Source organism: Cytobacillus sp. MT66 (assembly GCF_058792595.1).
Genome location: NZ_JBXAFB010000004.1, coordinates 1 through 23,674, shown reverse-complemented (window position 1 = coordinate 23,674; position 23,674 = coordinate 1). Strand labels below are relative to the sequence as shown.

Genomic DNA, 23,674 nt, shown 5'->3' with positions numbered 1-23,674 from the left:
TGTTTCCTACCTCCAAATAATTAAATATGTACACATTCAGCTAAAAGTTTATTATATTCTTTTTTTACTAGCTGAACGTATTCATCATTTCCTTGAATTTTAAACAAATTAATTGCTTTTTCCATGTATTCGTTTCCTTTATCTAACTGGCCCATTCTAATATAATTTTCTCCAGCCTGATAATGAAGATCAGCAAACTGATAATTAGACTCTGCTGCTATACAATTATTTATCCCTTCCTCACAATACTGAAGAGATTCTTGGTATTTTCCTACTTTTGTTAGTAACTGTGAGTACCCATAAAGAATTTTTATTTTGAGCGTTGGAGCCTTTATGTATGGCAGCTCTTTTATATGATTAAGGGCTTCCAGAAATAACGATAGGGCCGCATCAAAGTTTTGAGCATCTTTTTCGATTAAAGCCATGCTGGTTAATATATCTACTTCTATTTCGGTTAGATTACTATACTTAGGGTTAGTTAGTTTAATGGCTTTTTTTAATAATTCAATTGCCAGCTCCCGACGACCTTCTAAATAGTAAACACAAATACCTTCATGCCATATTAAATATTGCTGTTGTGATATACTGCCGAAAAGGGGATTATTTTTTTCTCTTTGAACTACTTCATAGATTGCTTGATAATTACGCTCTCTTTTATAATTATCTATTAGCTTTGCAATGGTTATTACATAATTAAAATGACTGCTAGATGTAATATCAAAGAAATAATTAATCTGCACATTTAACTTTCCAGCTATCTTCACCAGTTGTTCCATCGTTGGATATTTATGGTTTCTCTCGAAGAGCTCTATGTCCTCTGGAGTACAAATCCCCTCTGCTAATTCGTTGATTTCTATTTTTTTATACGTCCTTAAAGAGTTTAGAACTTCACCAAAATTTATACTTTCTATGCTCATTTGGAAGGCTCCTTTTCATCCTCTTTTGTTATTATAGTTCATAATTCCTGTTTATTAAACAAAATTATTAAAATATTGTATTTATATTCACATTATATTATTATCCTTCAGTCTATATGAACAGCACTTCTTTTTATTTCTAATCACAAAAGATGTTTACGGAATTAAGGCAATCCTTGTTTTAGTATATTACATTCCATCTTGTATACAATAATTCCTGTTAATAAAGTAAATATCCTTAAATGAATATTTATAAACTCTATAAAAAGGCAAAATTATCTGGTTTATTATCAGGTATTGATTGCTTTCAAAATTTTCTTTTGGAGGGATAGAAATGGTTAAAGAAATCGTAGAACTGGATGTTTCCAATCTCTGGACCCCCTATCTCAACAACACGCTGGCACGCTGCGTTAATTCCTATGCATTAAAGACGATAACTGATTCTGACATCTATTCCATTTTTGAGGAAGCACAGATGCTGTCCGATCATCTCCTTAAAATGATACTTGAGATTTTTCAAAAGAAACAGTTTCCAATTCCTCATGGGTTTACGGAGGAAGATGTCCATCTTGATGCTCCACGCTTATTTTCTGATGAATTCTGGCTGTTTTATCTTCATGGAATGAGTATTCATGGATTAACGGCCTATTCACTCGGAATGACTACATCTCACAGGCCGGATGTACGAGGGTTTTATGCAGAGGCATACAACGGGGCTTCCAAAATGTATGATACGACCTTAGACATGTTAAAATCCAAGGGACTGTTGGATCGAGCTCCTGCCATCTCCTTGCCCGAAGAAGTGGAATTTGCTAAAAAACAAAGTTTTCTTGCCGGCTGGTTCGGGGACCATCGACCCTTGAACGTTATTGAAATTAGCAGTCTTTATTTCAATTTACAGAAGAGTGCGCTTGCCAAAGGATTAATCTTAGGTTTTAGCCAAACGGCTGAATCCAAAGAAGTTCGAACACTTTTCAACCGGGTAGTAGAACAGGCGGCTGAGCATCTTTCTATTTTCCGTTCAATCCTGCATGATGACTTTGTCAGCTCATCGATTTCCTGGGATACTCATATTACCAATTCCGAGATCGCACCTTTTTCTGATAAACTGATGACATTCCACTGTGCCTTCCTGATTCAGTCCGCCATGGCCTATTACGGAACAGCTTTGGCAGGTTCCATGCGGCGCGATCTGGGACTCAAATATGCTTCTGCCATTAAAAATAATGTCAAACTTGCAGAAGACTGTGCGGAAATGATGATTGCTAATGAATGGTTTGAGAAGCCACCGCATTCCGTTGATCGTAAGGAATTATCTAATTGATATCGCTTCACTAAAAAACCATCTTATAAGGTGGTTTTTTAGTGTTCTTTAATATAGAAAAAAGCACTTCCCTTATTTCAGAAAAGCACCTATTCCTTAAATATCTATTACCTGTTAACAATACTATTTGTGTTTGATTCGCCAATTACGATACTATAATCACAAATAGCTTGAACATCATTTCGGTCATGTGTAACCATTATGCAAGTGATATTTGCCTTTTTTAAAATAATCCCCAGTTCCTCACGAATCGATTCTTTTAAATCGGCATCTAGGTTACTGAAAGGTTCATCCATTAACAACACATTCGGCTTGGGAGCAAGTGCTCTAGCAAGAGCAACCCTTTGCTGCTGTCCTCCACTTAATTCATGCGGATATCTCTTCTCAAAATTCCCCATTTGAACAAGCTCAAGCATTTCATCTAAACGCAGTTTTCTTTCATTGCGAGGCATATGAGATAACCCGAAAAGAATATTATCTCTCACAGACATATGAGGGAATAGTGCATAGTCTTGGAAAACCATCCCTACCCCTCTTTCCTCTGGATGAATAAATACATTGTCGCTTACAACGATTTTTTCGGCAATTTTAATATTACCTTTTAACGGCATTTCCAATCCAGCGATCAGCCGGAGTATGGTACTTTTTCCACTTCCGCTTTGTCCTAGAATACCCACGACTTCTCCCTTTTCCATTGAAAATGAGAAATCTTCAATAACAGGTGCCTCTTTAAAAGAATATGAAAAGGTAAGACCTTCAATTTCAACAATACTCATTATTTCACCCTCTTGCCTATCAACTGAATAATAATTACAGATAAAATACTGATTGCAATAATTAACAATGATGAAATGGATGCTTCATAGATTTGTTCATCATTTGCATATTGATAAGTCTTTGTAGCCAATGTATCAAAGTTAAAAGGTCTTAGTAATAGGGCTAATGGCAATTCCTTGCAAATCTCAACAAACGTTAAAACAAAACCACTAATGATTGAACCTTTAATTAAAGGCAGATCCACTTTAAAAAACGTTTTAGTCACGTTTTTCCCGAGCATCCTAGACGCTTCCATATACCTAATTCCAATTTTTTCAAAGCCCACTTCAACCGCGTTATATCCCGTAGCCATAAAACGGATAAAGTATCCAACAATTAACATGACTATAGATAAACTTAAAATCAGTGGTGCTTCACCTAATCCAAAAGCAGAATATAGTGGTGCAAGCCATTGATCAAGATAGATAAACATGGCAAGTACACCTATAGCAATAATCGGTCCTGGAATGGAATAACCTGATGTTACACATTTCGATAGAATAACGGATAAGTAAGAATGAGATCGGCTAACATTTGCGACAACAACAGAAAGAATAAGGATAATCCCTGTAGAAATTACAGCAATATAGACAGTTTGATAAATCAAGGTAAAGAATGTAACATCCCAAACTTTATCAAAAGTCATAAATGCCCATGTAATCAATTGAATGAATGGGATTAGAAACCCGATTAGAAATACGACTCCGCAATATATAAAAGCTGCTATTCCAGCTAGCCCTTTAAGCTTTACAGCTACTAAAGGTCTAGATTTATTACTTAAATGATAACGTCGTCCTTGTCTAAGTAATCTCTCTAAAATAAATATACCAATAATGATGATCATTAACCAGGCTGCAAGTCTCATAGCTGAGTCGACGTCGTACATTCCAAACCAAGTTTGAAAAATGGCTGTTGAAATCGTATGAATACCCAAATAACTGGTAACGCCATAATCCCCCAGCACTTCATAGAAGACCAAAACAGTACCTCCAACAATTGCCGGTCTTGAAAGAGGCAGTACTACTTTTAAAAATACGGTTACTGGTTTCCTGCCTAATAGCCTGGCACTCTCTATATAGGATGTACTTTGACTTTCAAGAAATGCCCTTGTTATCAAGTACACATATGGAAATAAAAATAATGTAAAAATAAAGACGGCGCCACCAATCCCCGAAACAGATAACCATTCCGGGTTGATTTGATAATTGAAATGATTTCTTAAAGTTGATTGAACGACCCCCGTATAACCCAGCATAGTTCGATACGTATAGGCTGCTATAAACGTCGGAATCGATAATGGCAATAGTAATGCCCACCGAAAAAAATTCTTCAATGGGAAATCATAGGCTGCAACAAGCCATGCTAATGTCACACCTAAAACAGCCGTGAAAATAGCCGTGAATGCCACCAGTATGAAGGTGTTAGTTACATAATTTTTAAGCAGGTACTGACGAATTTGCATCCAATTTTCATTTGGTTCAAGAAATAAAGAGGAGAATATAAAAAGGATAGGCAGTAGTATCACTACTGCCCCAATCAAACTTATCAGCCACCAACCGTTAAACTCTTTTTTTATTTTCCGTTTTATTAGTTCTGTTCTCATATCATTACTTCCAGCCTGTTTTATTAAAGATTTCAATCGCTTTCTTATTATGTTCTCCTAAAGTATCAAAATTTAGGTCCTGCATTTTGAAATCTCCCCAGCTCTCTAGTAATTCAGGTTTCGCTGCATTCTGGTTAACTGGAAACTCATAGTTTGTTGATGAAAGATATTCCTGGGCTTCTACGTTAGTCATGTACTCAATAAGTTTAATAGCATTTTCTTTATTTTTACTATGCTTGGTTAAACCAATCCCACTGATATTAACATGCGTACCATTTGTTTCTTGGTTAGGGAAAAAGACCCCAATACTATCTGCTACTTTTCTTTCCTCCGCATCTTCAGAGTTGGCCAGTAAACCAACATAATAGGTGTTCATGATTGCCACATCCCCAGTACCTGCAGCAATGGCTTTGGCTTGGTCACGGTCACCGCCATCCGGCTGGCGCGCAAAATTATTTACAATTCCCTGTGCCCATTCTTCCGCTTGCTCTTCACCGTTTAATTCTATAAAAGATGCCAGCAATGATTGGTTATATAAACTAGTGGAAGAACGAACTAATAATTTACCTTTCCATTTGTCACTAGTTAAATCCTCATACGTTGATAATTCCTCAGGTGAAACTCTATCCTTTGAATAAGCGATAATACGTGCTCTTGTTGCCAATCCTATCCAGTTATTATCAACATCGCGAAGGTTTTCTGGTACGTTTTGGTCAATGACATCTGATGTGACCGGTTGTAAGATATTATTTTGTTTAGCATATGCAAGTACTCCACCATCAACCGTTACAAATAAATCAGCCGCAGTGCTTTGGCCTTCACGTTTAATTCTTTCAATAAGCTCTTCTGCTTTCCCTTTAACCACATTGACTTTGATGCCAGTTTCTTCAGTAAACTTCTTATAAATTTCATCATCAGCTTCATAATGTCTTGCCGTATATATATTTACCTCTTGGTTTTCCGTTGTTTTTGATTTTGCTGCTTCCCCTTCTTCATTGTCGCTTGCAGCCCCACAGCCAGCTAAACCAACTACTAGCGCCGCACTAACCAGCAACGGCTTAAGTAACTTTGATAGACTCATATTATGTACGCTCCTTTTTAGAATGATTATAATTTAATGAAATTGATAATCATTATCAACTGATTTGTTTTTATTCTACAAACTAGGCAATCCAATGTCAACAGTATATTTTAAAAGAATCAATTTTTTTCATTCTAGAGGTGAAACGCTTTATTATTCGTATCATAAAAAAATCCACTAAATGAAATGCATCACATTAAAGATGCCATTCCATTTAGTGGAGGAGGTCAAAAACTTATTTCTAGTGAATTCAAAAGATGGTCGTTTTACTTTTCAGAAATGTTTCCTTCTACGTCACGCTCAATTTTCATCTCAGTCGCTGAAATATATCCTTGAGCTGGAACTAGGTTCTTTTGCACATCATCGCTAAGCATATACTCAATAAATGCTTTTGCTAATTCTGTAGCTTCCCCTTTGGTATACATATGCTGATATGCCCAGATCGGGTAGTCACCACTTTGTACATTCTCATCAGTTGGTTCTACACCATCAATGCTTAATGCTTGAATAGTATCATCAAGATAAGAGAATGCGTTATAACCGATTGCTCCTGGAGTTTCACCAACAAGCTGAAGTACGCGGCTTGAAGAATCCTCTGTAATGCCTTCTGCAGGTGTTGCTCCCTCTAAAGCGTATTTTACAAATGTTGCACGAGTTCCAGAAGAATCTGGACGGTTAACTAAAGTGATCTTTTCATCCGCTCCGCCAAGCTCTTTCCAGTTTGTAATTTCTCCAGTGAATACCTTGATTAAATCTTCTTTAGTAATATCTGTAATACCAACTTCAGGATTTACGATGGCTGCCATTCCAACAACCGCCACTTTATGATCGACAAGCTCGTCTGCTGGAATACCTTCCTTCTCTTCAGCAAATACATCTGAGTTTCCGATATCTACTTGGCCTTCTGACACCTGGCTAAGACCAGTACCGCTTCCTCCGCCTTGAACCTGAACTTCTGCTTCACCATTATTATTCATAAATTCTTCTGCAGCTGCAGCGGCAAGTGGCTGCAGGGCACTAGAACCAGACAATACAATTGAACCACTTACAGTTTCTTCGGACTTTGCATTTTCTCCATCTCCATTGGCATTTCCGCTATTATTACTTTCTTTGTTCCCGCTAGATGCCGAGCCACATGCTGCCAAACCCATCACAAACATAGAAATGATTGCAAATGACAAAATCTTTTTACTTAGTTTCACGAATATTTCCCCCTATTAATAGTTTGTATCTCACTCTTCATATATTAATAGAGAATTATTAATGACGTTTTAATGGTATGTAAAGAGCGCGTGAATAAATGTAAATATTGTGTAAATCATACGTATTCTTTTTAAATTCGGTTAACTCTTTTTTTATATGGTACATTCGTATTAGGAATATTAATATATATTTGCTTTTGGCACTTCAAACTTATAGCCGATCCCGTAGATGGTTGTTATAAATTCTTGTGTTTTAGTAAAAGTTTTTATTTTTTCCCGAAGATGACTTACATGGACATCAATTACTCTTGATAATCGGTCAAAGTCAGAGTTCCAGACACCATTTAAGAGTTGCTCCCTGGTCACAACTCTTCCTTTGTTTTCCATGAAATAAAGCAAAAGCTTAAATTCTTTGAGCGTCAAAGGAATTTTTTCACCCATGTAATATACCTCGTACATATCAGGATAAAGCTCGAAACCTGCTATAATCAATCTATTATCTACTCTATTATTATCATTTTTGTTATTCTCTGCATCATGCACGACCCGCCTTAAGATTGCTTTTATACGAGAAATAACTTCCCGAGGACTAAAAGGCTTCGTCATATATCCATCCGCACCAAGCTCTAATCCAACTACTTTATCAATTTCGTCATCTTTAGCAGTTAACATTAATATCGGAACTTGGTTACCTTTTTCGCGGCACACTCTGCATACTTCTAAACCATTAATCCCAGGAAGCATGATATCTAAAATTACTAAGCTGGGACTTTCTTTTTCAATCAGTTCCATGGCTTCATTCCCATTTGTTCCAACTAAAACATTAAAACCCTCTCTCGATAAATTATATTTTAGAAGGGAAACGATCGATGGTTCATCATCAACAACTAATATTTTTTTCCCCATTTCTGTCCTCCTCTCATCTAGACCGAGGTGCAAAAAGAAAAGCACCCTAACAGCAGGGGTGCCCTTTTAAGATTAAGTATTTAAATTAGATTGCTTCCCCTTTACCATATAGATTATATTCTCTGCCATGTTTGTAGCATGGTCACCTACTCTTTCAATATATCTGCATATAAAGGCTAGCTGGGTAATTTGAGCAATATTTTCAGGGTTTCTGGCCATTAAAGCTAATAATTCTTTAATTAACTTACCGTACATTTCGTCTATTTGATCATCAACTTCTGCAAGCTTAAGTGCTAGTTCTACGTCTTCTTTGTTATACGCTTCAAATGCCTGATGAAGCATTAGCTGTGCAATCTCTGCCATTTTTGGAATATCAATAATCGGTTTAATTAATTTCTCTTTCCCAATGTGAAGGGTTGATTTCGCAATATTAACCGCAAGGTCTCCAATTCTTTCTACATCAGTAGAAATTTTGAGTGCAACAATAATTTTTCTTAAGTCTGTTGCAACTGGCTGTTGCTGTGCAATCATGGAAATTACTTTGTTGTTGATATACTCATCAATCTGATTAATTTCTTGATCGTTCTTGATTACTTCTTCGGCAAGTTTTAGGTCTTGGGTTTTTAGCGCCTCCAAGGAACTCGCAATGGCCTTTTCTGCTAACTCGACCATATTTAACAAGCTGTTTTTTAGACCCTCTATTTCCTTTTCGAAACTTTTTCTCACATTCACTTTTTAATTACTCCCTTCTTAGCCAAATCGTCCTGTAATATAGTCTTCGGTACGTTTATCTGAAGGATTTGAAAATATCACTTTGGTTTCATCTAATTCAATTAGCTCACCCATTAAGAAGAAAGCAGTCTTATCAGAAACCCTTGCTGCTTGCTGCATATTGTGTGTAACAATAGCAATCGTGTATTTTTCTTTTAGTTCTAAGATCAATTCTTCTACCTTTAATGTTGAAATCGGGTCCAATGCAGATGTTGGTTCATCCATGAGAATAACATCTGGCTGTGTCGCTAATGCTCGAGCAATACAGAGCCTTTGTTGCTGTCCACCTGACAATCCCAGGGCAGGAGCATCTAAGCGGTCTTTTACTTCATCCCATAGGGCAACATCTTTTAATGATCTTTCCACAATTTCATCTAATACATTCTTTTTTCGTGTCCCATGTATTTTGGGTCCATAGACCACATTTTCATAAATTGTTTTTGGAAAGGGAACCGCTTTTTGAAAAACCATCCCGACGTTTTTGCGAAGTTCAACTAAGTCTACTTTTGAATCTAAAATATTTTTCCCGTTGTAATTGATTTGACCTAGCATTTTTACATTTGGCACAGATTGATTCATTAAATTTAAAGTTTTTATAAAGGTCGATTTTCCACAGCCCGATGGTCCAATGATTGCCGTTACTTCATTTTCATATATTGGAAAATCAATACCCTTTAATGCATGATTAGAACCATACCATAAATTTAAATCATTAATATCAAAAATAGCTTTAGTCATTGTAGCATTCATTTACGGTCCCCCATATCAGCCAAATCTTCCAGAAATATATTCTTCCGTTTTTTTCTCTGATGGATTTGTAAAGATTTTATTCGTTTGATCAAACTCAATTAGCTCACCGTTTAAGAAAAAGGCCGTTTTATCTGAAATCCTTGAAGCTTGCTGCATGTTATGTGTGACAATAATAATTGTATATTCCGATTTCAATTCCATAATCAATTCTTCGATTTTCGCATTAGAAATTGGATCAAGAGCAGATGCCGGTTCATCAAGTAAAAGGATTTCAGGCTTCATTGCTAAAGTTCTTGCGATACAAAGCCTTTGCTGCTGTCCGCCAGATAGTGACAATGCCGACTCATGCAGGCGATCTTTTACTTCATCCCATAAAGCTGCCTTTCTTAAACTTTCCTCTACAAGCTCATCTAATTCTTTCTTCTGTTTTTTTCCATAGAATTTCAGTGCATGGGTTAAGTTATTATATATGGATTTAGGAAAAGGATTTGGTTTTTGAAACACCATGCCAATTTCCTTCCGAAGGGCAACCACATTAATATTATGATCAATTAGATTGACATCTTCGTACTGAATCGTCCCTTCCACTTTTGCACCTGGAATTAAATCATTCATACGATTAATGCTTCTTAAAAACGTTGACTTACCGCACCCAGATGGGCCTATTAAAGCTGTAACAGATTGTTTTTCTATATCAAAGGAGACATGCTTCACTGCATGGTTTTCACCATAATAAATATTTAAGTCTCTAACTTTTAAGGCGATCTCTTTTTTTGTTTGTTCATTGCGCTGTTCACGTATCATGGTCGTTTGCATTTTCATCTACCCTTTCATTCCTTATTTGGTTGCAGTTAATCGCTTATGAATTACTCCACCAAGCCATCTCGCAAATAAATTAAATAAAAGGACAGAAATAATGAGCACAGCAGATGCTCCGTCAGCTACCTCTCTTGCATCAGGTATTAACCCCTCAGAGTTAACTGCCCAAATATGAACCGCAAGTGTTTCGGCAGGTCTAAATATATTGAGCGGTGAATCCGGAGAAAATGGATTCCAATTAGAAAAATTCAAACGCGGAGTTGTTAAACCCGCCGTGAATAATAAAGCAGCCGCTTCTCCAAAGACTCTTCCTGATGCCAAAATGGCACCCGTTAAAATGGTTGGAAATGCACTTGGAATCAAAATGGTTTTAATGGTATACCAATGTGTAAGTCCTAAAGCCAGTCCTGCTTCTTTTTGCTCTCTAGGAACCGAACGTATAGCATCCTCACAAACACGAACCATTACAGGTAAATTGAAAATGGTTAACGTCAGTGCTCCAGATAAAATGGAATATCCCCATCCAGTTATATTTACAAATACCAATAAACCAAACAGCCCTAATACAATGGATGGAAGGGATGCCAACACTTCAATACTGGTGCGGATGATATTTGTAAGTTTCCCTGGCTTGGCATACTCAGCCATATAAATACCGCCCCCAAGACCAAGAGGAACAGTAAAAATCATCGTAATTAATAGAATATAGAAGGAATTAAATAATTGTGGCCCAATTCCGCCGCCAGCCCTAAAAGAACTAGATGGAGAGGTTAAAAAATCTAAATTAATTTTTGCTAATCCATGAAAAAGGATGTATCCCAATAAACCTGCAAGAACTAAAGTAATAATTGCAGCGATAATTGAAAATACTGCCGTAGCAATTCTATCTGCGACTCTACTATTCATTTAGTACTTCCTCCTTGCAGATAAATAACGGATGATAACAATAAAGATAAAGGACATGATAAGTAAAATTAGTGCTAATGACCATAAAACATTGTTTTCAACACTGCCAAAAGTTGTGTGTCCCATATTCAATGTAATAATTGTCGTTAATGTTGCAGCCGGTTCTGTAAGGGAAGAAGGAATCGATCTTGCATTCCCAATAACCATTTGAACCGCTAAAGCTTCACCGAATGCTCTTGCCATTCCTAGGACAACTGCAGTTAAAAGTCCCGGCAATGCAGCTGGGATGAGAACTCTTGATATAGTTTGCCATCTAGTAGCACCAATAGCAGAGGATGCATCCCTTAAATTTTGGGGTAAAGATTGCAGAGCATCTGTCGCAATACTGGCAACAGTTGGCAGGATCATGATTGACAGCACAATCATACCTGCAAGCAAACCAAAACCTAAACCACCAACAGTATCTCTTAGAAAAGGTACTAATACAGATAATCCTATAAATCCATAAACTACTGAAGGAATTCCCACTAACAGCTCGATAATTGGAAGTAATATTTTTTTTCCCCAGGAAGGGGCAATTTCTGTCATAAAAATAGCTGCACCAATACCAAGAGGCGCTGCGATAAGGGCCGCTAAAATGGTTACGGCAAATGAACCAAATATAAAGGCTAATGCACCATAAGTAGGACCGCCTTGTGCTTCAGCACGTGTAGGCTGCCAATCTGAACTTGTTAGAAATTCCAGAGGACTTAACCCATTAATGAAAAATGCCTGCAGACCTTTCTGCCCTAGAAAAATGGTTATAGCCCCTGTCGCTAGAATAATTAATACTGCACTTAAAATGACAAGTCCCTTTCCCTTTAGTTCGGGATTGAACTTTTGTTTCTTTGTTAATCTATCTTTAACTGACTGCTGCGAATTCATTGTGTACCCCCTTGAAACAGAGCATAGCAGGGTCTATAAGATGCTTCTTATACCCCCTGCTTTTTTTACTTTCGTCGATAAACTCTTAGATCATTTCTTCGTTACATTACCTTCTGCATCTCTTTCAATCTGCATCTTTGTTGCTGGAATATAGCCTTGTGAAGGAACAAGGTCGGTTTGAATCTCATCACTTAATATAAAATCTAAAAATTCCTTTGCTAATCCTTCTGGCTCACCTTTTGTATACATGTGCTCGTATGCCCAGATAGGGTAACTTCCATTTTGTACATTCTCATCAGTTGGTTCTGTACCATCAAGTTTTAATGTTGTAACTGAATCATCAATATATGAAAATGCCAGATAGCCGATAGCACCAGGTGTTTCATTCACAAGCTTTAATACACGGCTAGAAGAGTCTTCTGTAATACCTTCAACTGGAATTGCCCCGTTTAGTCCATATTTAACAAAAGTTGCTCTAGTTCCAGAGGAATCCGGACGATTAACCAATGTGATCTCTTGATCTGCACCGCCAAGGTCTTTCCAATTTGTAATTTCTCCAGTAAATACTTTAATCAATTCATCTTGTGTGATACTATCAATACCCACTTCAGGATTAACCACTGCCGCCATACCGACAACAGCAACCTTATGATCAACTAATTCTTCTGCAGGAATTCCTTCTTTTTCTTCAGCAAAAACATCGGAGTTGCCAATATCTACTTGACCTTGTGAAACTTGGCTTAAGCCTGTCCCGCTGCCGCCGCCTTGTACTTGAACTTGGGCTGCTGTATTTGCGTTCATAAATTCTTCAGCAGCTGCTGCAGCTAACGGCTGAAGCGCACTTGAACCAGAGAGTACGATTGATCCTTCGGTACCGCTGTTTTCAGATTGGTTATTTGAACTGTTGCTAGTATTGCCATCTTGATTTCCACAAGCAGCCATTACAAAAATGAACATTGCAACAAGAGTAAACGTTAATATTTTTTTAGTAGATTTCAATTATTAGTCCTCCTAGTCAGTTATTAGTGTTAATTTACCTTTTGTACTATTTGAATATACACAGAGTTTGTAAATTACGTATAAAGCTAATGTTAAGATTTTGTAAAGATGACTGCTGCTCAACTTTTTTGTTCTTGAATATGACAGCAGATGAAAATTTAACATGATTATTAAAAATGAGAATACGATAGATATGAATGCAGATGAAAGGCATATTGGAGTGGGGGGGTTGTATGATCCAAATATCAGGGGTCCCGTTTAAACAGAATGAAAATTGGCAGCTTGGAAGTACTGAGAAAACAATTATTCAACAGATGCAGCATGCTCCAATTTCTTATTCTTATTATTCCGAGTATGAATTATTATTTGAACTTAATGTGCGAAAGAACATTATCCAAAGTGCGAAAGAAATGAACAATAGTCAAGCCGAGTTTACAACCTTTGTATATGCTCGCTGCAATCCCAGGTACTGGCAATTAACAAAAGCAGGCGGGTTCCTTTTAAGACCCGATGTGCGGCCGGCAGATGCGATTCTAGATATTTTCCGCAACGGTTCTCTCTATGCATTTGAATGTGCAACAGCTATCCCAATCATTTATTACCATGCGATATTAACTAGTATTGGCAGCCATTTATTTAATTCACTGTTTCGAAATCTATATCTTTACAGCTGGCATACAGATACAGATCTCGGTATCATTACCTTTTACTCCAATCATTTTTTACCTGGAGATGTCTTGTACGTTAATAATCCTGACTTTAGTCGAAAAACCCCATGGTTCAGAGGTGTAAATGCTGTTCTCCTTGAAGATGGAAGATTGTTTGGACATGGATTTGATATAAGGACATCAGAGGAAGTCATTCAAATTCTTAATGAAAAAAGAAAACCGGACAGTCATCAATCAGCTTATCTAACAAAATTGGTAACAAGGCCTTCTTTTAAGTATTTATTCAGGGTGGCAAGCTGGAATAGAAATGACAGAGCATACAAAATGCAGCGTCCGATTGTGCACCATAACAAAGATTCCATTTCATATGCTCACTATCTTTATTATTCAATTTGATATCTGGTCATTTCACAATCCCTGACATTTACCCATTTTTTTATAGACGGGCTCCAAATTCCCCTCCGAGAGTATTATATAGAGAAATCCTTATTCGAGGGGAAGTGTGAAAAATGTATTCTAACCTTAATGCACCACCGAATCTGGGTCCAAACATGGCTCCAAACATGGCACCAAACATGGCACCAAATGTGGCCCCAATGCCTGCCTATACAGCTCCTGCTTATGATTATGGTTGTGTATCTCCCGCTTATAGCTATGGCTGTCCTAATTATCGGAACGATTTTATCCTAATTATTGTATTGTTTATTTTACTTATCATTGTAGGTGCAAGTTTTTGCGGCGGCTATAGCAAATGCTAACATCAATGATCTTACCTTTAGGATCCACTAATGGGATTTAAAATAATAAACAAGCTAAGGGCTTGAGGACTCTCCTCAAGCCTTAATTTTTTAAAACCTGTCTCTTTATCTATCCTTAAAGATCTTTTAAGTTACTCTGAATTATAAATTTATTATTCTTTTTTCCTGTATTCTTCCGAAAATCGCCAGGAAGGCATGATAGGAGAACGCTATGATAATTGTAAACTCAAGGCTAATCAGCCCAATGGCAATATCAATTGGATAGCCATAGAAACCGATTTGTGTAATTCTCACATTTAATAGTAAATATCCGATTGGGACAGAAATAATCAAAAGAAGAAAACTTATAACCATTCTTAACAGCCAGTTCTTAACAGATAAATCTTTCCTTATTACCCTCTTATAAACTGACAAAGCAATCAGAAAAAAAAGTATTAAACTTATTAATGTTACAATCAACATAATCATTCCTGCGGTTTTAAAAAGGGGAGGTGGATAATCTGCTTTTATTGGTTCTTCTCCCATTAAAATCTGCAGCATGCCTTTTGCAATTTCCTGCTTAGGCTCTGAATTGGATTCCCCAATTATTAAAACTACGCCTAACTTTTCTTCAGGCAGCACCATTATTGCAGCAGAGGACCCGATTCCGTCACCGCCTTTATAAACGACCTGCTGGCCCCAAAGCTTACTAGCCTCGAATCCACCATTTGTATACTTCCATGGCTGGTGTTCAGTTGGAACTATTCCCGTAAAAGAGTCCATTAAAGAATCCTGACTTAGAATTGGGGATGATCCATTACCTAGAATCGAAGAAACATACCTGGCCAAATCAGTACTATTTGTATAAATTCCTCCCTCAGGGTCCTGACTTTTTCCGAACGATTGGTAATTCAACAATTTCGTATTCCGATACCCCCAGAACCAGCTATACTCTTTGGCCGTGTTTGTTGAATCTAGTGTTTTCAACTCTAAACCAAAAGCAGTATGGCTCATCCCAATTGGCTGAAACACATTTGTTTTCATATAATCATAATAACTCTCACCGCTTACCTTTTCGATAATCAATCCAAGCGTGTTAAAACAGGAATTGCAGTATTGACCTTTTTCACCAGGATTGTATTTCATTTCAACTGTATTTAATGCTCTGATAGAGTCTTCCAGTGAATTTCTATTTTTCTTTTCATCTGTAAAAATAACTCCATCTGCATCTAGACGATTTACCCCTGCTGAGTGTGTTAACAAATGCTGAATGGTTACTTCTTTTGACTTTTCCTTATCCTTATAGGTGAACCAGGGTAAATATTTTTGAACGGGATCATGAATACTTAATTTCCCTTGCTCCTGTAATTGCAGAATCGCTGCTGCCGTTAATACCTTTGTTACAGATGCCACTGCGTATATGGTTTCAGATGTTGCATGCTGTTCTAATTTTAAATCACTAAATCCGATCCCATTAGAATCAATCACTTGATCGTTCAATACTACGGCATATGAGCCTCCAACTATACCAGCTGTTTCAAATTGCTCACTTACATATGAATGCACTTTATTTAGATTTTCCTTTGAGACATCCATAGACTTGGCAGATACATTGCTGAAAAAGGAGATACTTAAAAAGGATAAAATAAATAGTGACAAACCTATTTTTCTGCTCATAAAACTTCCCCCCAATCCATTTAAACTATAAATTGTGGATAAACCACTGTCTTTTGCCAAAGATAATAGATGCGATTCCATTCATGAGCTTGGAATAGTTCCATTCAGAATCAAAATTACTGAAAATGATGATGGATAAATCTTTTTCCGGATAATGACTTACCCCTACCCTTAAACCTGGCAGGGAACCACCATGAACATATTCTTTTTCGTTAAAGGAAATAAGGCCATTTGCACTATACCAGCCATAGCCATACCCTATTCCAATCGGATTCACCTTAATGGAGGAAGAAACCATTTTTTCTTTTTGCTCAGGGGATAGGAGTTTATTACTCTCAATAGCAGACAGGTATTTTGCTATATCTGATTTCGTTGACAAAACATTACCTGAAGCAATCAGTAGTGATGGATGAATTTGTTCTGCTAATTTTCCATCCTCATACCCCTTCACCTTTACTTTTTCCATCGTTTCTTCGTTCATGACGAATGTTTGATCTAACCCCGCTTTGTCAAAAATGTTTTTTTCGATATAGGAAGCGTAATTCTCACCAGATACCTTTTCAATGATTTTACCTAGTAAATAATAATCCGAATTTATATAGGCAAATTTCTCTCCAGGTTCGGCTGTAAGCGACTTTGCTGCAAAGCTTCTTACGATTTCCTCATCTGTATGGAACTTCGTATAATTTTTTCTTATCTCTGGTGTTTCAAAAAAATCCATATATCCTGAACTGTGATTTAATAATTGATGAATGGTAATCTTTTTGCTATTCGGGAGATCTGGAAAATACTTTGCTAAGGGGTCTTTAACTGAAAGCTTGCCTTGTTCCTCCAATTGCAAAATAGCAAGAGCTGTTATTGACTTTGTAATGGAACCTATAGGAAACAAGGTATCATTGGAAAAAAGAATGTTATTTTCCTTATCAGCTTTTCCATAGGATTGATCTAAAACGATCTTTCCTTCTTGCATGACAAGAATAGTTCCACTGAAATCTTCATCCTTTACATAGTTCTCAACAAATTTTTCTGCTTTCTCCTGTTTGCTCCCCTTTAAATCAGAGTGGGTTGTGCTCGCTGCAAAAGCAGCAGCACCCCCCAACACCATTAAACATGCAAAAACAATCACCGTAATTTTAAGGACTTTTTTCATTATTCCTTCCTCCTTATTCTTCTTACCCTTACAATAAAGTTTTAAAGTCATAACCGAATAGTGAATGATGGCTATTTTTTAGGATAAAAAGTTATATTGGTTTTTTGACTTGATAAATGTTTTGGGCATAAAAAAAATTCCTCTATACCAGAGGAATTTCTTATTTTTCTTTGATTATTTTTTCATTCATTGCTTTCATGATCGCGGCCGACCGGTTTTTGACATTTAACTTTGAGTAAATATTGGAAATATAGTTCTTTACCGTGCCCAGGGACAAAAACATCCTTTCCGAGATAGCTTTATTGGAAAGACCTTGGGACAAATATTTTAATACCTTTAATTCCTGCTGATTTAATTCATATGGATTAGCAGCAGCAGATTGTTCGGGTATTCCTGTTTTATCAATGGAATTAAACAATTGAAAAACCTCTTTTGCAAGCTCTTGCGGAATCAAGGAACCGCCATGATAAACCATCTGAATACCGGCTACTAAAAACTGCGGGTCCACTGCCTTCAAAATATATCCTTCAGCCCCCACATTTAAAGCATTTACTACATAGCTAATATCTTGAAAAGTAGTTAAAATGATTACTTTTATATGAGGCATGCGCTTTTTTATTTCTTCCGTTGCCTTCACCCCATCCATTTCTGGCATTTGGATATCCATTAATACAATTTCGGGGTTTTCCTTTTCACATAATTCAATGGCTTCTTTCCCATTGGAAGCCATGCCAATAATACTGATATCTGAGATACTTTCCAAAACAATCTTCAAACTTTTCCGGATCAGTTCTTGGTCTTCTACGATAATTGTCTTAATCATCCTCCTGGCACTTCCTTTCTTCCCATAATTGACAGCTCACAATTCCTTTGGAATATTGTTCGTACTTGTTTTCTCTTAACATCTATACAGTAATAACAAAAAGTCATGTTCAATAGTGGCTGAAGGTCATAAATTTGGTCACTAGTAATTCTGGCTACAACCAATCTACAGCCTTAATTTTATTTTCCAATAATTATAGATGGATTATAAATTATCTCCCTTTAAACTGCTTTGGTACAGGAACCGTGCATGTTACCGTTGTTCCCATATTTTGTGAAGAATCAACTCTGAATGTTCCCCCGACAGTAAGCATTCTGTCAGACATGGAGCTAAGACCAAAGCCATATTGTATCTCATCAGTTCCGATTCCATTATCTTTTATCGCCAATTGAATGGCGTCATCTAAAAACTTAACAGATATATAGATTTGTGATGCATGACCATGTCTTATGGCATTGGTTAAGGATTCCTGAAGGCACCGGATTAAAGAAGATTTAACTAAATCGCCCAGTATATGCTCCTTCCCCTCAGTATTTATTTTGACCTTAATTCCTGTATGTTTTACAAAATCATCTGCCAGGTCATTGCAGCTTTCAAGAAATGTTTGCTCTTTTTCTGCTATCGGCAGCGTGTGGATGGTATTTCGGAGATCTGAAAGCCCTTTTCTGGCCAAATTTGAAAGTTCCTGAATGTATTTATTTTTTTCCTCTTCATTATGAATATACGGAAGTGCATCCAAACTGGTAATAATCGCAGTAAAGACATGCCCGACTGTGTCATGCATATCTTTTGAAAGCCTCCTTCTTTCCTCTAATATAGTTAATTCTTCAATTCTTTTAGAATATTGTTCTAATGTTCTAGAAAACACTCTTAAGTTAGAATAATTGTTCTCGATCATATTCATCTGATCGATGGCTGTCTGAATTAATTCATCTGCGTTGAGATTTTCCGTTTCTGATTGTTGGCCAGCTATTTGAGGGTCTTCACTTACTTGATGAGCAGTGGAGATGACTTTGCTAATTAAGCTTTTTATGTTGGTTACTGCTATATTTAAGCTTTCTGCTAATCTGCCTAAATCGTCTTTTCTGTTAATTTTAAGATGAATAGTAAAATTACCCTGTCCTAATTCCTTAACTGCGTTTAATATAAGTTTAAGCGGTGATAAGGTTCTTCTTAAGGCAAGTGTCTGAATAGCAATGGACAATATTAGTAAGATGGTAAAGGCAGTTGCCAGCTGCGTTAAAGCCTTTAGCTGATCCTTTCTAATTTCACTGGCACTCATATCCATTACAAACATGGCAATGACCTTTCCGTTCTCGTCCTTAATTGGAATCAAGATACTGCTCCATTCGCCGAGCATATCCCTATAAATACCTGAGTTCCTCGTTTCTCCTGTCCGCGCAATCTCTTTATACAGATTAACGAACGTAGGATGCTGTTCCACAAGGTCACCGGGTCTCATTCCAATATCCAAGTAGTTTTGATGGATAGCTAGTGCCCTTGATTCACCTTTCTCATTTACTCCAATGTCCACAATGACAATCTGAGCAATATTCGGATTTTCCTTCGTTATTTTTCCTAATTCGTTTAAAATTCTTTGATGAACATCGGAATTTAAATCATGATTGGTCCGGATTTCCTTTATATCCTTAAGGTCAAATCGGCTAAATGCCATTTGTGCCACACCGCGGGCCTGCTTATCCAAGTTTTCAAACATCAGTTTTCCCTGAATGTAGTAACTGGCAGCACTTAGGACTGTACCGATTAAGATGATGCTGATACTGGATAAGAGTATGGTACGCTGGATGATGGAAAACTGGAGGTATTCCCTTATTCTTTTCATGGTATATTCCTCTCAAATTTATTTAATACGGAAGAGAAAAACCTTTTAGCCAGCAAATTTAGTAAAAGTTAATTTTATTACCACAATTATCCTATTATTAAAGACCCAGGGTCAATATGATACAAAAAAAAAGCCAAGGGCGGTTCTCCCGGCTTAAGAAGCAGAAAGAACCAATCCCGTGGCATACTTAAAATACAGATTGTGATTTTATTATAAAATTTGAGTCTTAGATTCGGACAGAATGCTGTTCGTTTTAGTCCTTAAAAGATAAGTGCAGAATAAAAGAAGTATAATGAATGAAATAATACTCCCTTCTATCCCAAAGTTCCCGCCACTAATCATTTCCTTTCCGGGTACTAATAAGATATTTATTAAAGAACCCTTTGATTCAAAACCTGAAGTGGCCAATCCGAATAACTCTTGAACAGTATTCCAGGTCCAATGAAATCCAATTGGTATCCATAGTGATCCTGTTTTTTCACGAAGCAATCCCAATATTATCCCTGATAATAATAGATTCAAAGGAGGCACGACTGATTCAAACATAGCTGGATTTGTTCCATGAATAATGAAAAATATCCCTGCTGACCCTAAAATCCCAGCCCAGCTTCCGTAACCCTGTTTTAATAACCCTTGAATAGACCCGCGAAAAAGCGTTTCTTCGCCAAGAGAAACAAAAAATGAACTTGTTATTAAGAAGAACAAAGCGCCGAATGCAATATCGGGATTCACCCCCGCAAAATTAATTCCGCCAAAAATATAAACCAGAATAATACAACAGAACATGAATGCAGCACCTAACAGGGAACCTATAACTAACCTTGAGCAAATTTTTGACCCATTTAGCCCCAAAGGCCATTTTTCATTCCTTGTAAACCATCTATGCAGCAACAAAGGTATTATTGCCATAGAAGACGCACCCACATACTTTAAAACCACTAATGCTCCCTTATGTTCTGCAACTAACATTGATATGTTTTCCAGAACTATTACGGTCCCTACTGTCGCAATTAATACTAAAAGGACCTTCAAAATTGCATACATTCTTTTTCTCATTTTATTCTCCTCCAAATCATTTAAGGATACTGTTTATTCGAAAACAGATTCATCTTAGATAATGAATATTGTAGTCAGTAAAAGTCATAATTCTCAGTGCAAAGCAGTCACAATCTTTAAAGAAAAAGTCATAAGATCGCCAATATAGAAAAAAGGCCTCCCAACAGTTAAGAAAACTGATGAAAGGCCTTCCCTATAGTTAGCTTTTTTGCACTCAAACCACTCTTTCTTTTCTGCTGCCAGCCGGGGCAACAGAAATCCCTGTTGTTTCTTCAAAATCATACAAACCTGTAGGAATATCTGTGAATCGTTCTAATTCATTATAGGCTGGAATCCCATGGTAGGACATATCCAAACCTTCCTCTTCCTCACGTTTACTTACTCGGAAGCCAACAGTCTTTTCACAAACCTTTGCTATAAATGTTCCACAAATAATTCCCCAAACAACGACCGCTCCTGCACCTAATAATTGTATTTTTAGAAGGGACCAATCAAATGTTGTTAATAGACCTTGAGACTTATCAAACAATCCAACAGCTATCGTTCCAAACACACCATTGAAACCGTGAACCGCTACAGCCCCCACTGGGTCATCTACTTTTAAATTGTCAACAAATAAAGTCGCATAAATAACAATTAAACCGCTAGTCACCCCTATGACAATGGCACTCCATTGAGAAACAAAGGCACACCCAGCTGTGATCGCTACCAGCCCAGCTAATACTCCATTAATCGTCATGCTTGGGTCAGCTTTTCCGAACTTTTTCATTGTTAAGAATAGAGCCGCTGTACCGCCGCTTGCCCCAGCAAGCATGGTATTAAGGGCAATCGATGCAAGATCTGTATTTGATGCATCTAACGTACTTCCGGCATTAAAGGCAAACCAGCCAAACCATAAAATAAAAGCACCAGCTGAAGCTAAAGGAATATTACTGGGTGCAAAAACATTGGCACTTCCATCAGAATTAAACCTGCCTTTCCTTGCTCCTAACCGTTTAGCCATTGCAAAAGCAACAAATCCTCCTAACGCATGAATAGCGCCTGAACCCGCAAAATCTTTCATGCCTAATTTTGCTAGCCATCCATCACTGTTCCAAATCCAATGACCTGAAAGCGGATAAATCACCATACAAATAAGGGATACTGTTACAATATAGGCTTTAAAGTTCATACGTTCAGCTACTGCACCTGAAATAATCGAGACACAAGCTACTGCAAACCCCATTTGAAACAGTACAAAGGCTGCACCAGGTAATTCAATAGAAAGAGTAATTTTTTCTGGGCTGCCAAAAAGGCTGGTACCCATGATTCCAAATATATCTTTACCGTACATAATTCCAAAACCAACTACCCAAAAACCTAATGCCCCTATCGTTAAATCAACAAAAATCTTCATCGTTACATTTACAGCGTTTTTCGTTCTTACTAAACCAGATTCTAGTAAACTAAATCCACCTTCCATAAAAAGTACCATGGCTGCAGCTAATACAATCCATATGGTATTTAAATACATCATTTCCATAATCGTTAGTCCTTTCAGTTTACTAAATCATCAATAGTATCGTCTTCTTTTCCTGTCCGAATGTTATATGCTTCTAAGATAGGATAAACGTAAATTTTACCGTCGCCGTCTTCTCCAGTTTGGGCCGAATCAAAAATTTTCTTTATCGTTTGCTCAACCATATAATCGGAAAGGACAATTTCCAATTTTACTTTTGGATGGAGAGTTACTTTATAATTTTTCCCCCGATAGACCCCCTGACTTTCTTTCTGTTTTCCTCTGCCAACCACCTGGGATATGGTAAATCCTGTAATACCTAAATTTTTTAGCCCTTTAATCGTCTCGGTTAATTTTTCAGGTCTAATAATAGCTTCAATTTTTTTCATTTGGCATCACCTTTTTATTTGAATTGCTTAATCGTTTATAGAAAGTTGCTCTCATTTTTTTGACTCTTTTATATTTTTGGAATGCCTTTTGCATGAAAATTATTCTATAACACTTTTACCCATCTAACAAATATAGATATTATATAAAAACAATCTGATTTTGAGATTAATCTTCCTATAAACAAAAAATGCCTGTCACACTTCGAAAAATGTCGAATAGTCCGGCAGATTTCGGGTTGTGACAGCGTACTATGTCAAGTAGAGATTTTACTTTTTAAGGCGCACTTAACACACCTCACGTAATAATTGTAAAAAAAATACAATAAGCAACTGACAGAAAACACTATGAATGAATCTCTCATCTCGGATCTGAGTGGAATATCACCTTGCTTCAATTCTGCATGGATGCAGCCTGGTTAGTTCAAGGCTTCTATTAACGTACAATTCGCATTTACAGGACAAGGTAAATCATGCTGTCACTCGAGGTCATTTAGCCTCCGGCACCAATACCGATTTTCCCTTGACCCCAGAGGAGAGATTCATTGTTTTTTAGTTTTTAGATTAAGAAGCTAACGCTATATTTAAATAAGTACTCATTTTTGTATAAAGTAATTTCTTCTTTACCTCATTGAATATTCCGTAGTCTTTTTGTTTTGTTTCATATGTTTTTTTATGTTTTAACATTGAAAAGGCAATTCGAATAAATTTGTTTCCTAAGGCTATATAAGCTTTTCTGGAATGCTTACCGCGGTCTTTTAGCCTTTCGTAGTATGGACGCAAATCCTTATTATGCTGGGCCAGACATTTCCCTACTG

The 23,674-nt window shown here is 36.9% G+C and carries 22 protein-coding genes and 1 pseudogene; 3 read left to right on the top strand and 20 right to left on the bottom strand.

The genetic code is table 11. The features are described from left to right. Positions 1-20: 20 nt before the first annotated feature. The gene (locus AC1Q59_RS08585) at positions 21-917 is read right to left on the bottom strand and encodes a helix-turn-helix domain-containing protein (RefSeq protein ID WP_492365402.1); all 897 of its coding nucleotides are present in this window, start codon (positions 915-917) and stop codon (positions 21-23) included. Positions 918-1,251: 334 nt separating this feature from the next. Here AC1Q59_RS08585 and AC1Q59_RS08580 point away from each other — a divergent pair, with 334 nt between their 5' ends. Continuing rightward, positions 1,252-2,241 (top strand): DUF3231 family protein, encoded by a 990-nt coding sequence (locus tag AC1Q59_RS08580; protein ID WP_492365401.1) that lies wholly within the window; start codon positions 1,252-1,254, stop codon positions 2,239-2,241. A 107-nt stretch (positions 2,242-2,348) separates the two neighbouring features. Here AC1Q59_RS08580 and AC1Q59_RS08575 read toward each other — a convergent pair whose 3' ends face one another. The 11 genes from AC1Q59_RS08575 to AC1Q59_RS08525 all read right to left on the bottom strand — a co-directional run bounded on the left by AC1Q59_RS08575 (position 2,349) and on the right by AC1Q59_RS08525 (position 13,018). Then, entirely contained in the window at positions 2,349-3,017 is a 669-nt protein-coding gene (locus tag AC1Q59_RS08575; protein WP_492365400.1) for an ABC transporter ATP-binding protein, read from the bottom strand. Continuing rightward, positions 3,017-4,660, bottom strand: coding sequence for an ABC transporter permease (locus AC1Q59_RS08570; RefSeq protein ID WP_492365399.1), 1,644 nt, complete (start codon positions 4,658-4,660; stop codon positions 3,017-3,019). Before AC1Q59_RS08570 ends, AC1Q59_RS08575 begins: the two co-directional genes overlap by 1 nt. 4 nt (positions 4,661-4,664) lie before the next feature. After that, positions 4,665-5,741 carry a Fe(3+) ABC transporter substrate-binding protein gene (locus AC1Q59_RS08565; RefSeq protein ID WP_492365398.1) on the bottom strand — a complete coding sequence of 359 codons (1,077 nt, stop codon included), beginning with the start codon at positions 5,739-5,741 and terminating at the stop codon, positions 4,665-4,667. 266 nt (positions 5,742-6,007) lie between these two features. Further along, positions 6,008-6,943, bottom strand: coding sequence for a phosphate ABC transporter substrate-binding protein (locus tag AC1Q59_RS08560; RefSeq protein ID WP_492365397.1), 936 nt, complete (start codon positions 6,941-6,943; stop codon positions 6,008-6,010). A gap of 180 nt (positions 6,944-7,123) precedes the next feature. Further along, positions 7,124-7,849, bottom strand: a complete 726-nt coding sequence (locus tag AC1Q59_RS08555) for a response regulator transcription factor (RefSeq protein WP_492365396.1) — start codon at positions 7,847-7,849, stop codon at positions 7,124-7,126. A 72-nt stretch (positions 7,850-7,921) separates the two neighbouring features. Further along, positions 7,922-8,581 (bottom strand): phosphate signaling complex protein PhoU, encoded by a 660-nt coding sequence (gene phoU, locus AC1Q59_RS08550; RefSeq protein ID WP_492365395.1) that lies wholly within the window; start codon positions 8,579-8,581, stop codon positions 7,922-7,924. A gap of 18 nt (positions 8,582-8,599) precedes the next feature. Next, positions 8,600-9,370, bottom strand: coding sequence for a phosphate ABC transporter ATP-binding protein PstB (gene pstB, locus AC1Q59_RS08545; protein WP_492365394.1), 771 nt, complete (start codon positions 9,368-9,370; stop codon positions 8,600-8,602). A 15-nt stretch (positions 9,371-9,385) separates the two neighbouring features. After that, the gene (gene pstB / locus AC1Q59_RS08540) at positions 9,386-10,186 is read right to left on the bottom strand and encodes a phosphate ABC transporter ATP-binding protein PstB (RefSeq protein ID WP_492365393.1); all 801 of its coding nucleotides are present in this window, start codon (positions 10,184-10,186) and stop codon (positions 9,386-9,388) included. Positions 10,187-10,207: 21 nt separating this feature from the next. Next, the gene (gene pstA / locus AC1Q59_RS08535; protein WP_492365392.1) at positions 10,208-11,095 is read right to left on the bottom strand and encodes a phosphate ABC transporter permease PstA; all 888 of its coding nucleotides are present in this window, start codon (positions 11,093-11,095) and stop codon (positions 10,208-10,210) included. Then, positions 11,096-12,019, bottom strand: coding sequence for a phosphate ABC transporter permease subunit PstC (gene pstC / locus AC1Q59_RS08530; protein ID WP_492365391.1), 924 nt, complete (start codon positions 12,017-12,019; stop codon positions 11,096-11,098). A gap of 90 nt (positions 12,020-12,109) precedes the next feature. Continuing rightward, positions 12,110-13,018: a phosphate ABC transporter substrate-binding protein PstS family protein gene (locus AC1Q59_RS08525; protein ID WP_492365390.1), complete on the bottom strand. Its 909-nt coding sequence runs from the start codon at positions 13,016-13,018 to the stop codon at positions 12,110-12,112. 233 nt (positions 13,019-13,251) lie between these two features. Between AC1Q59_RS08525 and AC1Q59_RS08520 the strand changes: the two genes are divergently transcribed. Together AC1Q59_RS08520 and AC1Q59_RS08515 are read left to right on the top strand one after the other, a co-directional pair. Next, complete coding sequence (locus AC1Q59_RS08520; RefSeq protein ID WP_492365389.1) at positions 13,252-14,082, top strand: protein-glutamine gamma-glutamyltransferase; 831 nt, start codon at positions 13,252-13,254, stop codon at positions 14,080-14,082. A 113-nt stretch (positions 14,083-14,195) separates the two neighbouring features. Next, positions 14,196-14,444 carry a YjcZ family sporulation protein gene (locus tag AC1Q59_RS08515; protein ID WP_492365388.1) on the top strand — a complete coding sequence of 83 codons (249 nt, stop codon included), beginning with the start codon at positions 14,196-14,198 and terminating at the stop codon, positions 14,442-14,444. A gap of 141 nt (positions 14,445-14,585) precedes the next feature. Here the strand turns inward: AC1Q59_RS08515 and AC1Q59_RS08510 are convergent, their stop codons facing one another. The 8 genes and pseudogenes from AC1Q59_RS08510 to AC1Q59_RS08475 all read right to left on the bottom strand — a co-directional run. Beyond that, a complete protein-coding gene (locus AC1Q59_RS08510; protein ID WP_492365387.1) occupies positions 14,586-16,100 on the bottom strand; it encodes a serine hydrolase domain-containing protein in 1,515 nt (504 codons plus the stop codon). Positions 16,101-16,125: 25 nt separating this feature from the next. Continuing rightward, positions 16,126-17,250, bottom strand: a complete 1,125-nt coding sequence (locus AC1Q59_RS08505; RefSeq protein ID WP_492365386.1) for a serine hydrolase domain-containing protein — start codon at positions 17,248-17,250, stop codon at positions 16,126-16,128. A gap of 160 nt (positions 17,251-17,410) precedes the next feature. Then, positions 17,411-18,073, bottom strand: a complete 663-nt coding sequence (locus AC1Q59_RS08500) for a response regulator transcription factor (RefSeq protein ID WP_492365385.1) — start codon at positions 18,071-18,073, stop codon at positions 17,411-17,413. A gap of 211 nt (positions 18,074-18,284) precedes the next feature. After that, entirely contained in the window at positions 18,285-19,916 is a 1,632-nt protein-coding gene (locus AC1Q59_RS08495; RefSeq protein WP_492365384.1) for a sensor histidine kinase, read from the bottom strand. 210 nt (positions 19,917-20,126) lie between these two features. After that, entirely contained in the window at positions 20,127-20,972 is an 846-nt protein-coding gene (locus AC1Q59_RS08490) for a CPBP family intramembrane glutamic endopeptidase (protein WP_492365383.1), read from the bottom strand. A gap of 214 nt (positions 20,973-21,186) precedes the next feature. Continuing rightward, complete coding sequence (locus tag AC1Q59_RS08485; protein WP_492365382.1) at positions 21,187-22,494, bottom strand: ammonium transporter; 1,308 nt, start codon at positions 22,492-22,494, stop codon at positions 21,187-21,189. Positions 22,495-22,508: 14 nt separating this feature from the next. Next, entirely contained in the window at positions 22,509-22,859 is a 351-nt protein-coding gene (locus AC1Q59_RS08480) for a P-II family nitrogen regulator (protein WP_492365381.1), read from the bottom strand. Positions 22,860-23,420: 561 nt separating this feature from the next. Next, positions 23,421-23,674 (bottom strand): annotated as a pseudogene (locus AC1Q59_RS08475) (IS110 family transposase); the annotation flags it as partial.

Coding starts and splice junctions, on each gene's coding strand:
- AC1Q59_RS08585 (WP_492365402.1), bottom strand. CDS start 917: ATGAGCATAGAAAGTATAAATTTTGGTGAAGTTCTAAACTCTTTAAGG.
- AC1Q59_RS08580 (WP_492365401.1), top strand. CDS start 1,252: ATGGTTAAAGAAATCGTAGAACTGGATGTTTCCAATCTCTGGACCCCC.
- AC1Q59_RS08575 (WP_492365400.1), bottom strand. CDS start 3,017: ATGAGTATTGTTGAAATTGAAGGTCTTACCTTTTCATATTCTTTTAAA.
- AC1Q59_RS08570 (WP_492365399.1), bottom strand. CDS start 4,660: ATGAGAACAGAACTAATAAAACGGAAAATAAAAAAAGAGTTTAACGGT.
- AC1Q59_RS08565 (WP_492365398.1), bottom strand. CDS start 5,741: ATGAGTCTATCAAAGTTACTTAAGCCGTTGCTGGTTAGTGCGGCGCTA.
- AC1Q59_RS08555 (WP_492365396.1), bottom strand. CDS start 7,849: ATGGGGAAAAAAATATTAGTTGTTGATGATGAACCATCGATCGTTTCC.
- pstB (WP_492365394.1), bottom strand. CDS start 9,370: ATGAATGCTACAATGACTAAAGCTATTTTTGATATTAATGATTTAAAT.
- pstB (WP_492365393.1), bottom strand. CDS start 10,186: ATGCAAACGACCATGATACGTGAACAGCGCAATGAACAAACAAAAAAA.
- pstA (WP_492365392.1), bottom strand. CDS start 11,095: ATGAATAGTAGAGTCGCAGATAGAATTGCTACGGCAGTATTTTCAATT.
- pstC (WP_492365391.1), bottom strand. CDS start 12,019: ATGAATTCGCAGCAGTCAGTTAAAGATAGATTAACAAAGAAACAAAAG.
- AC1Q59_RS08520 (WP_492365389.1), top strand. CDS start 13,252: ATGATCCAAATATCAGGGGTCCCGTTTAAACAGAATGAAAATTGGCAG.
- AC1Q59_RS08515 (WP_492365388.1), top strand. CDS start 14,196: ATGTATTCTAACCTTAATGCACCACCGAATCTGGGTCCAAACATGGCT.
- AC1Q59_RS08510 (WP_492365387.1), bottom strand. CDS start 16,100: ATGAGCAGAAAAATAGGTTTGTCACTATTTATTTTATCCTTTTTAAGT.
- AC1Q59_RS08505 (WP_492365386.1), bottom strand. CDS start 17,250: ATGAAAAAAGTCCTTAAAATTACGGTGATTGTTTTTGCATGTTTAATG.
- AC1Q59_RS08500 (WP_492365385.1), bottom strand. CDS start 18,073: ATGATTAAGACAATTATCGTAGAAGACCAAGAACTGATCCGGAAAAGT.
- AC1Q59_RS08495 (WP_492365384.1), bottom strand. CDS start 19,916: ATGAAAAGAATAAGGGAATACCTCCAGTTTTCCATCATCCAGCGTACC.
- AC1Q59_RS08490 (WP_492365383.1), bottom strand. CDS start 20,972: ATGAGAAAAAGAATGTATGCAATTTTGAAGGTCCTTTTAGTATTAATT.
- AC1Q59_RS08485 (WP_492365382.1), bottom strand. CDS start 22,494: ATGGAAATGATGTATTTAAATACCATATGGATTGTATTAGCTGCAGCC.
- AC1Q59_RS08480 (WP_492365381.1), bottom strand. CDS start 22,859: ATGAAAAAAATTGAAGCTATTATTAGACCTGAAAAATTAACCGAGACG.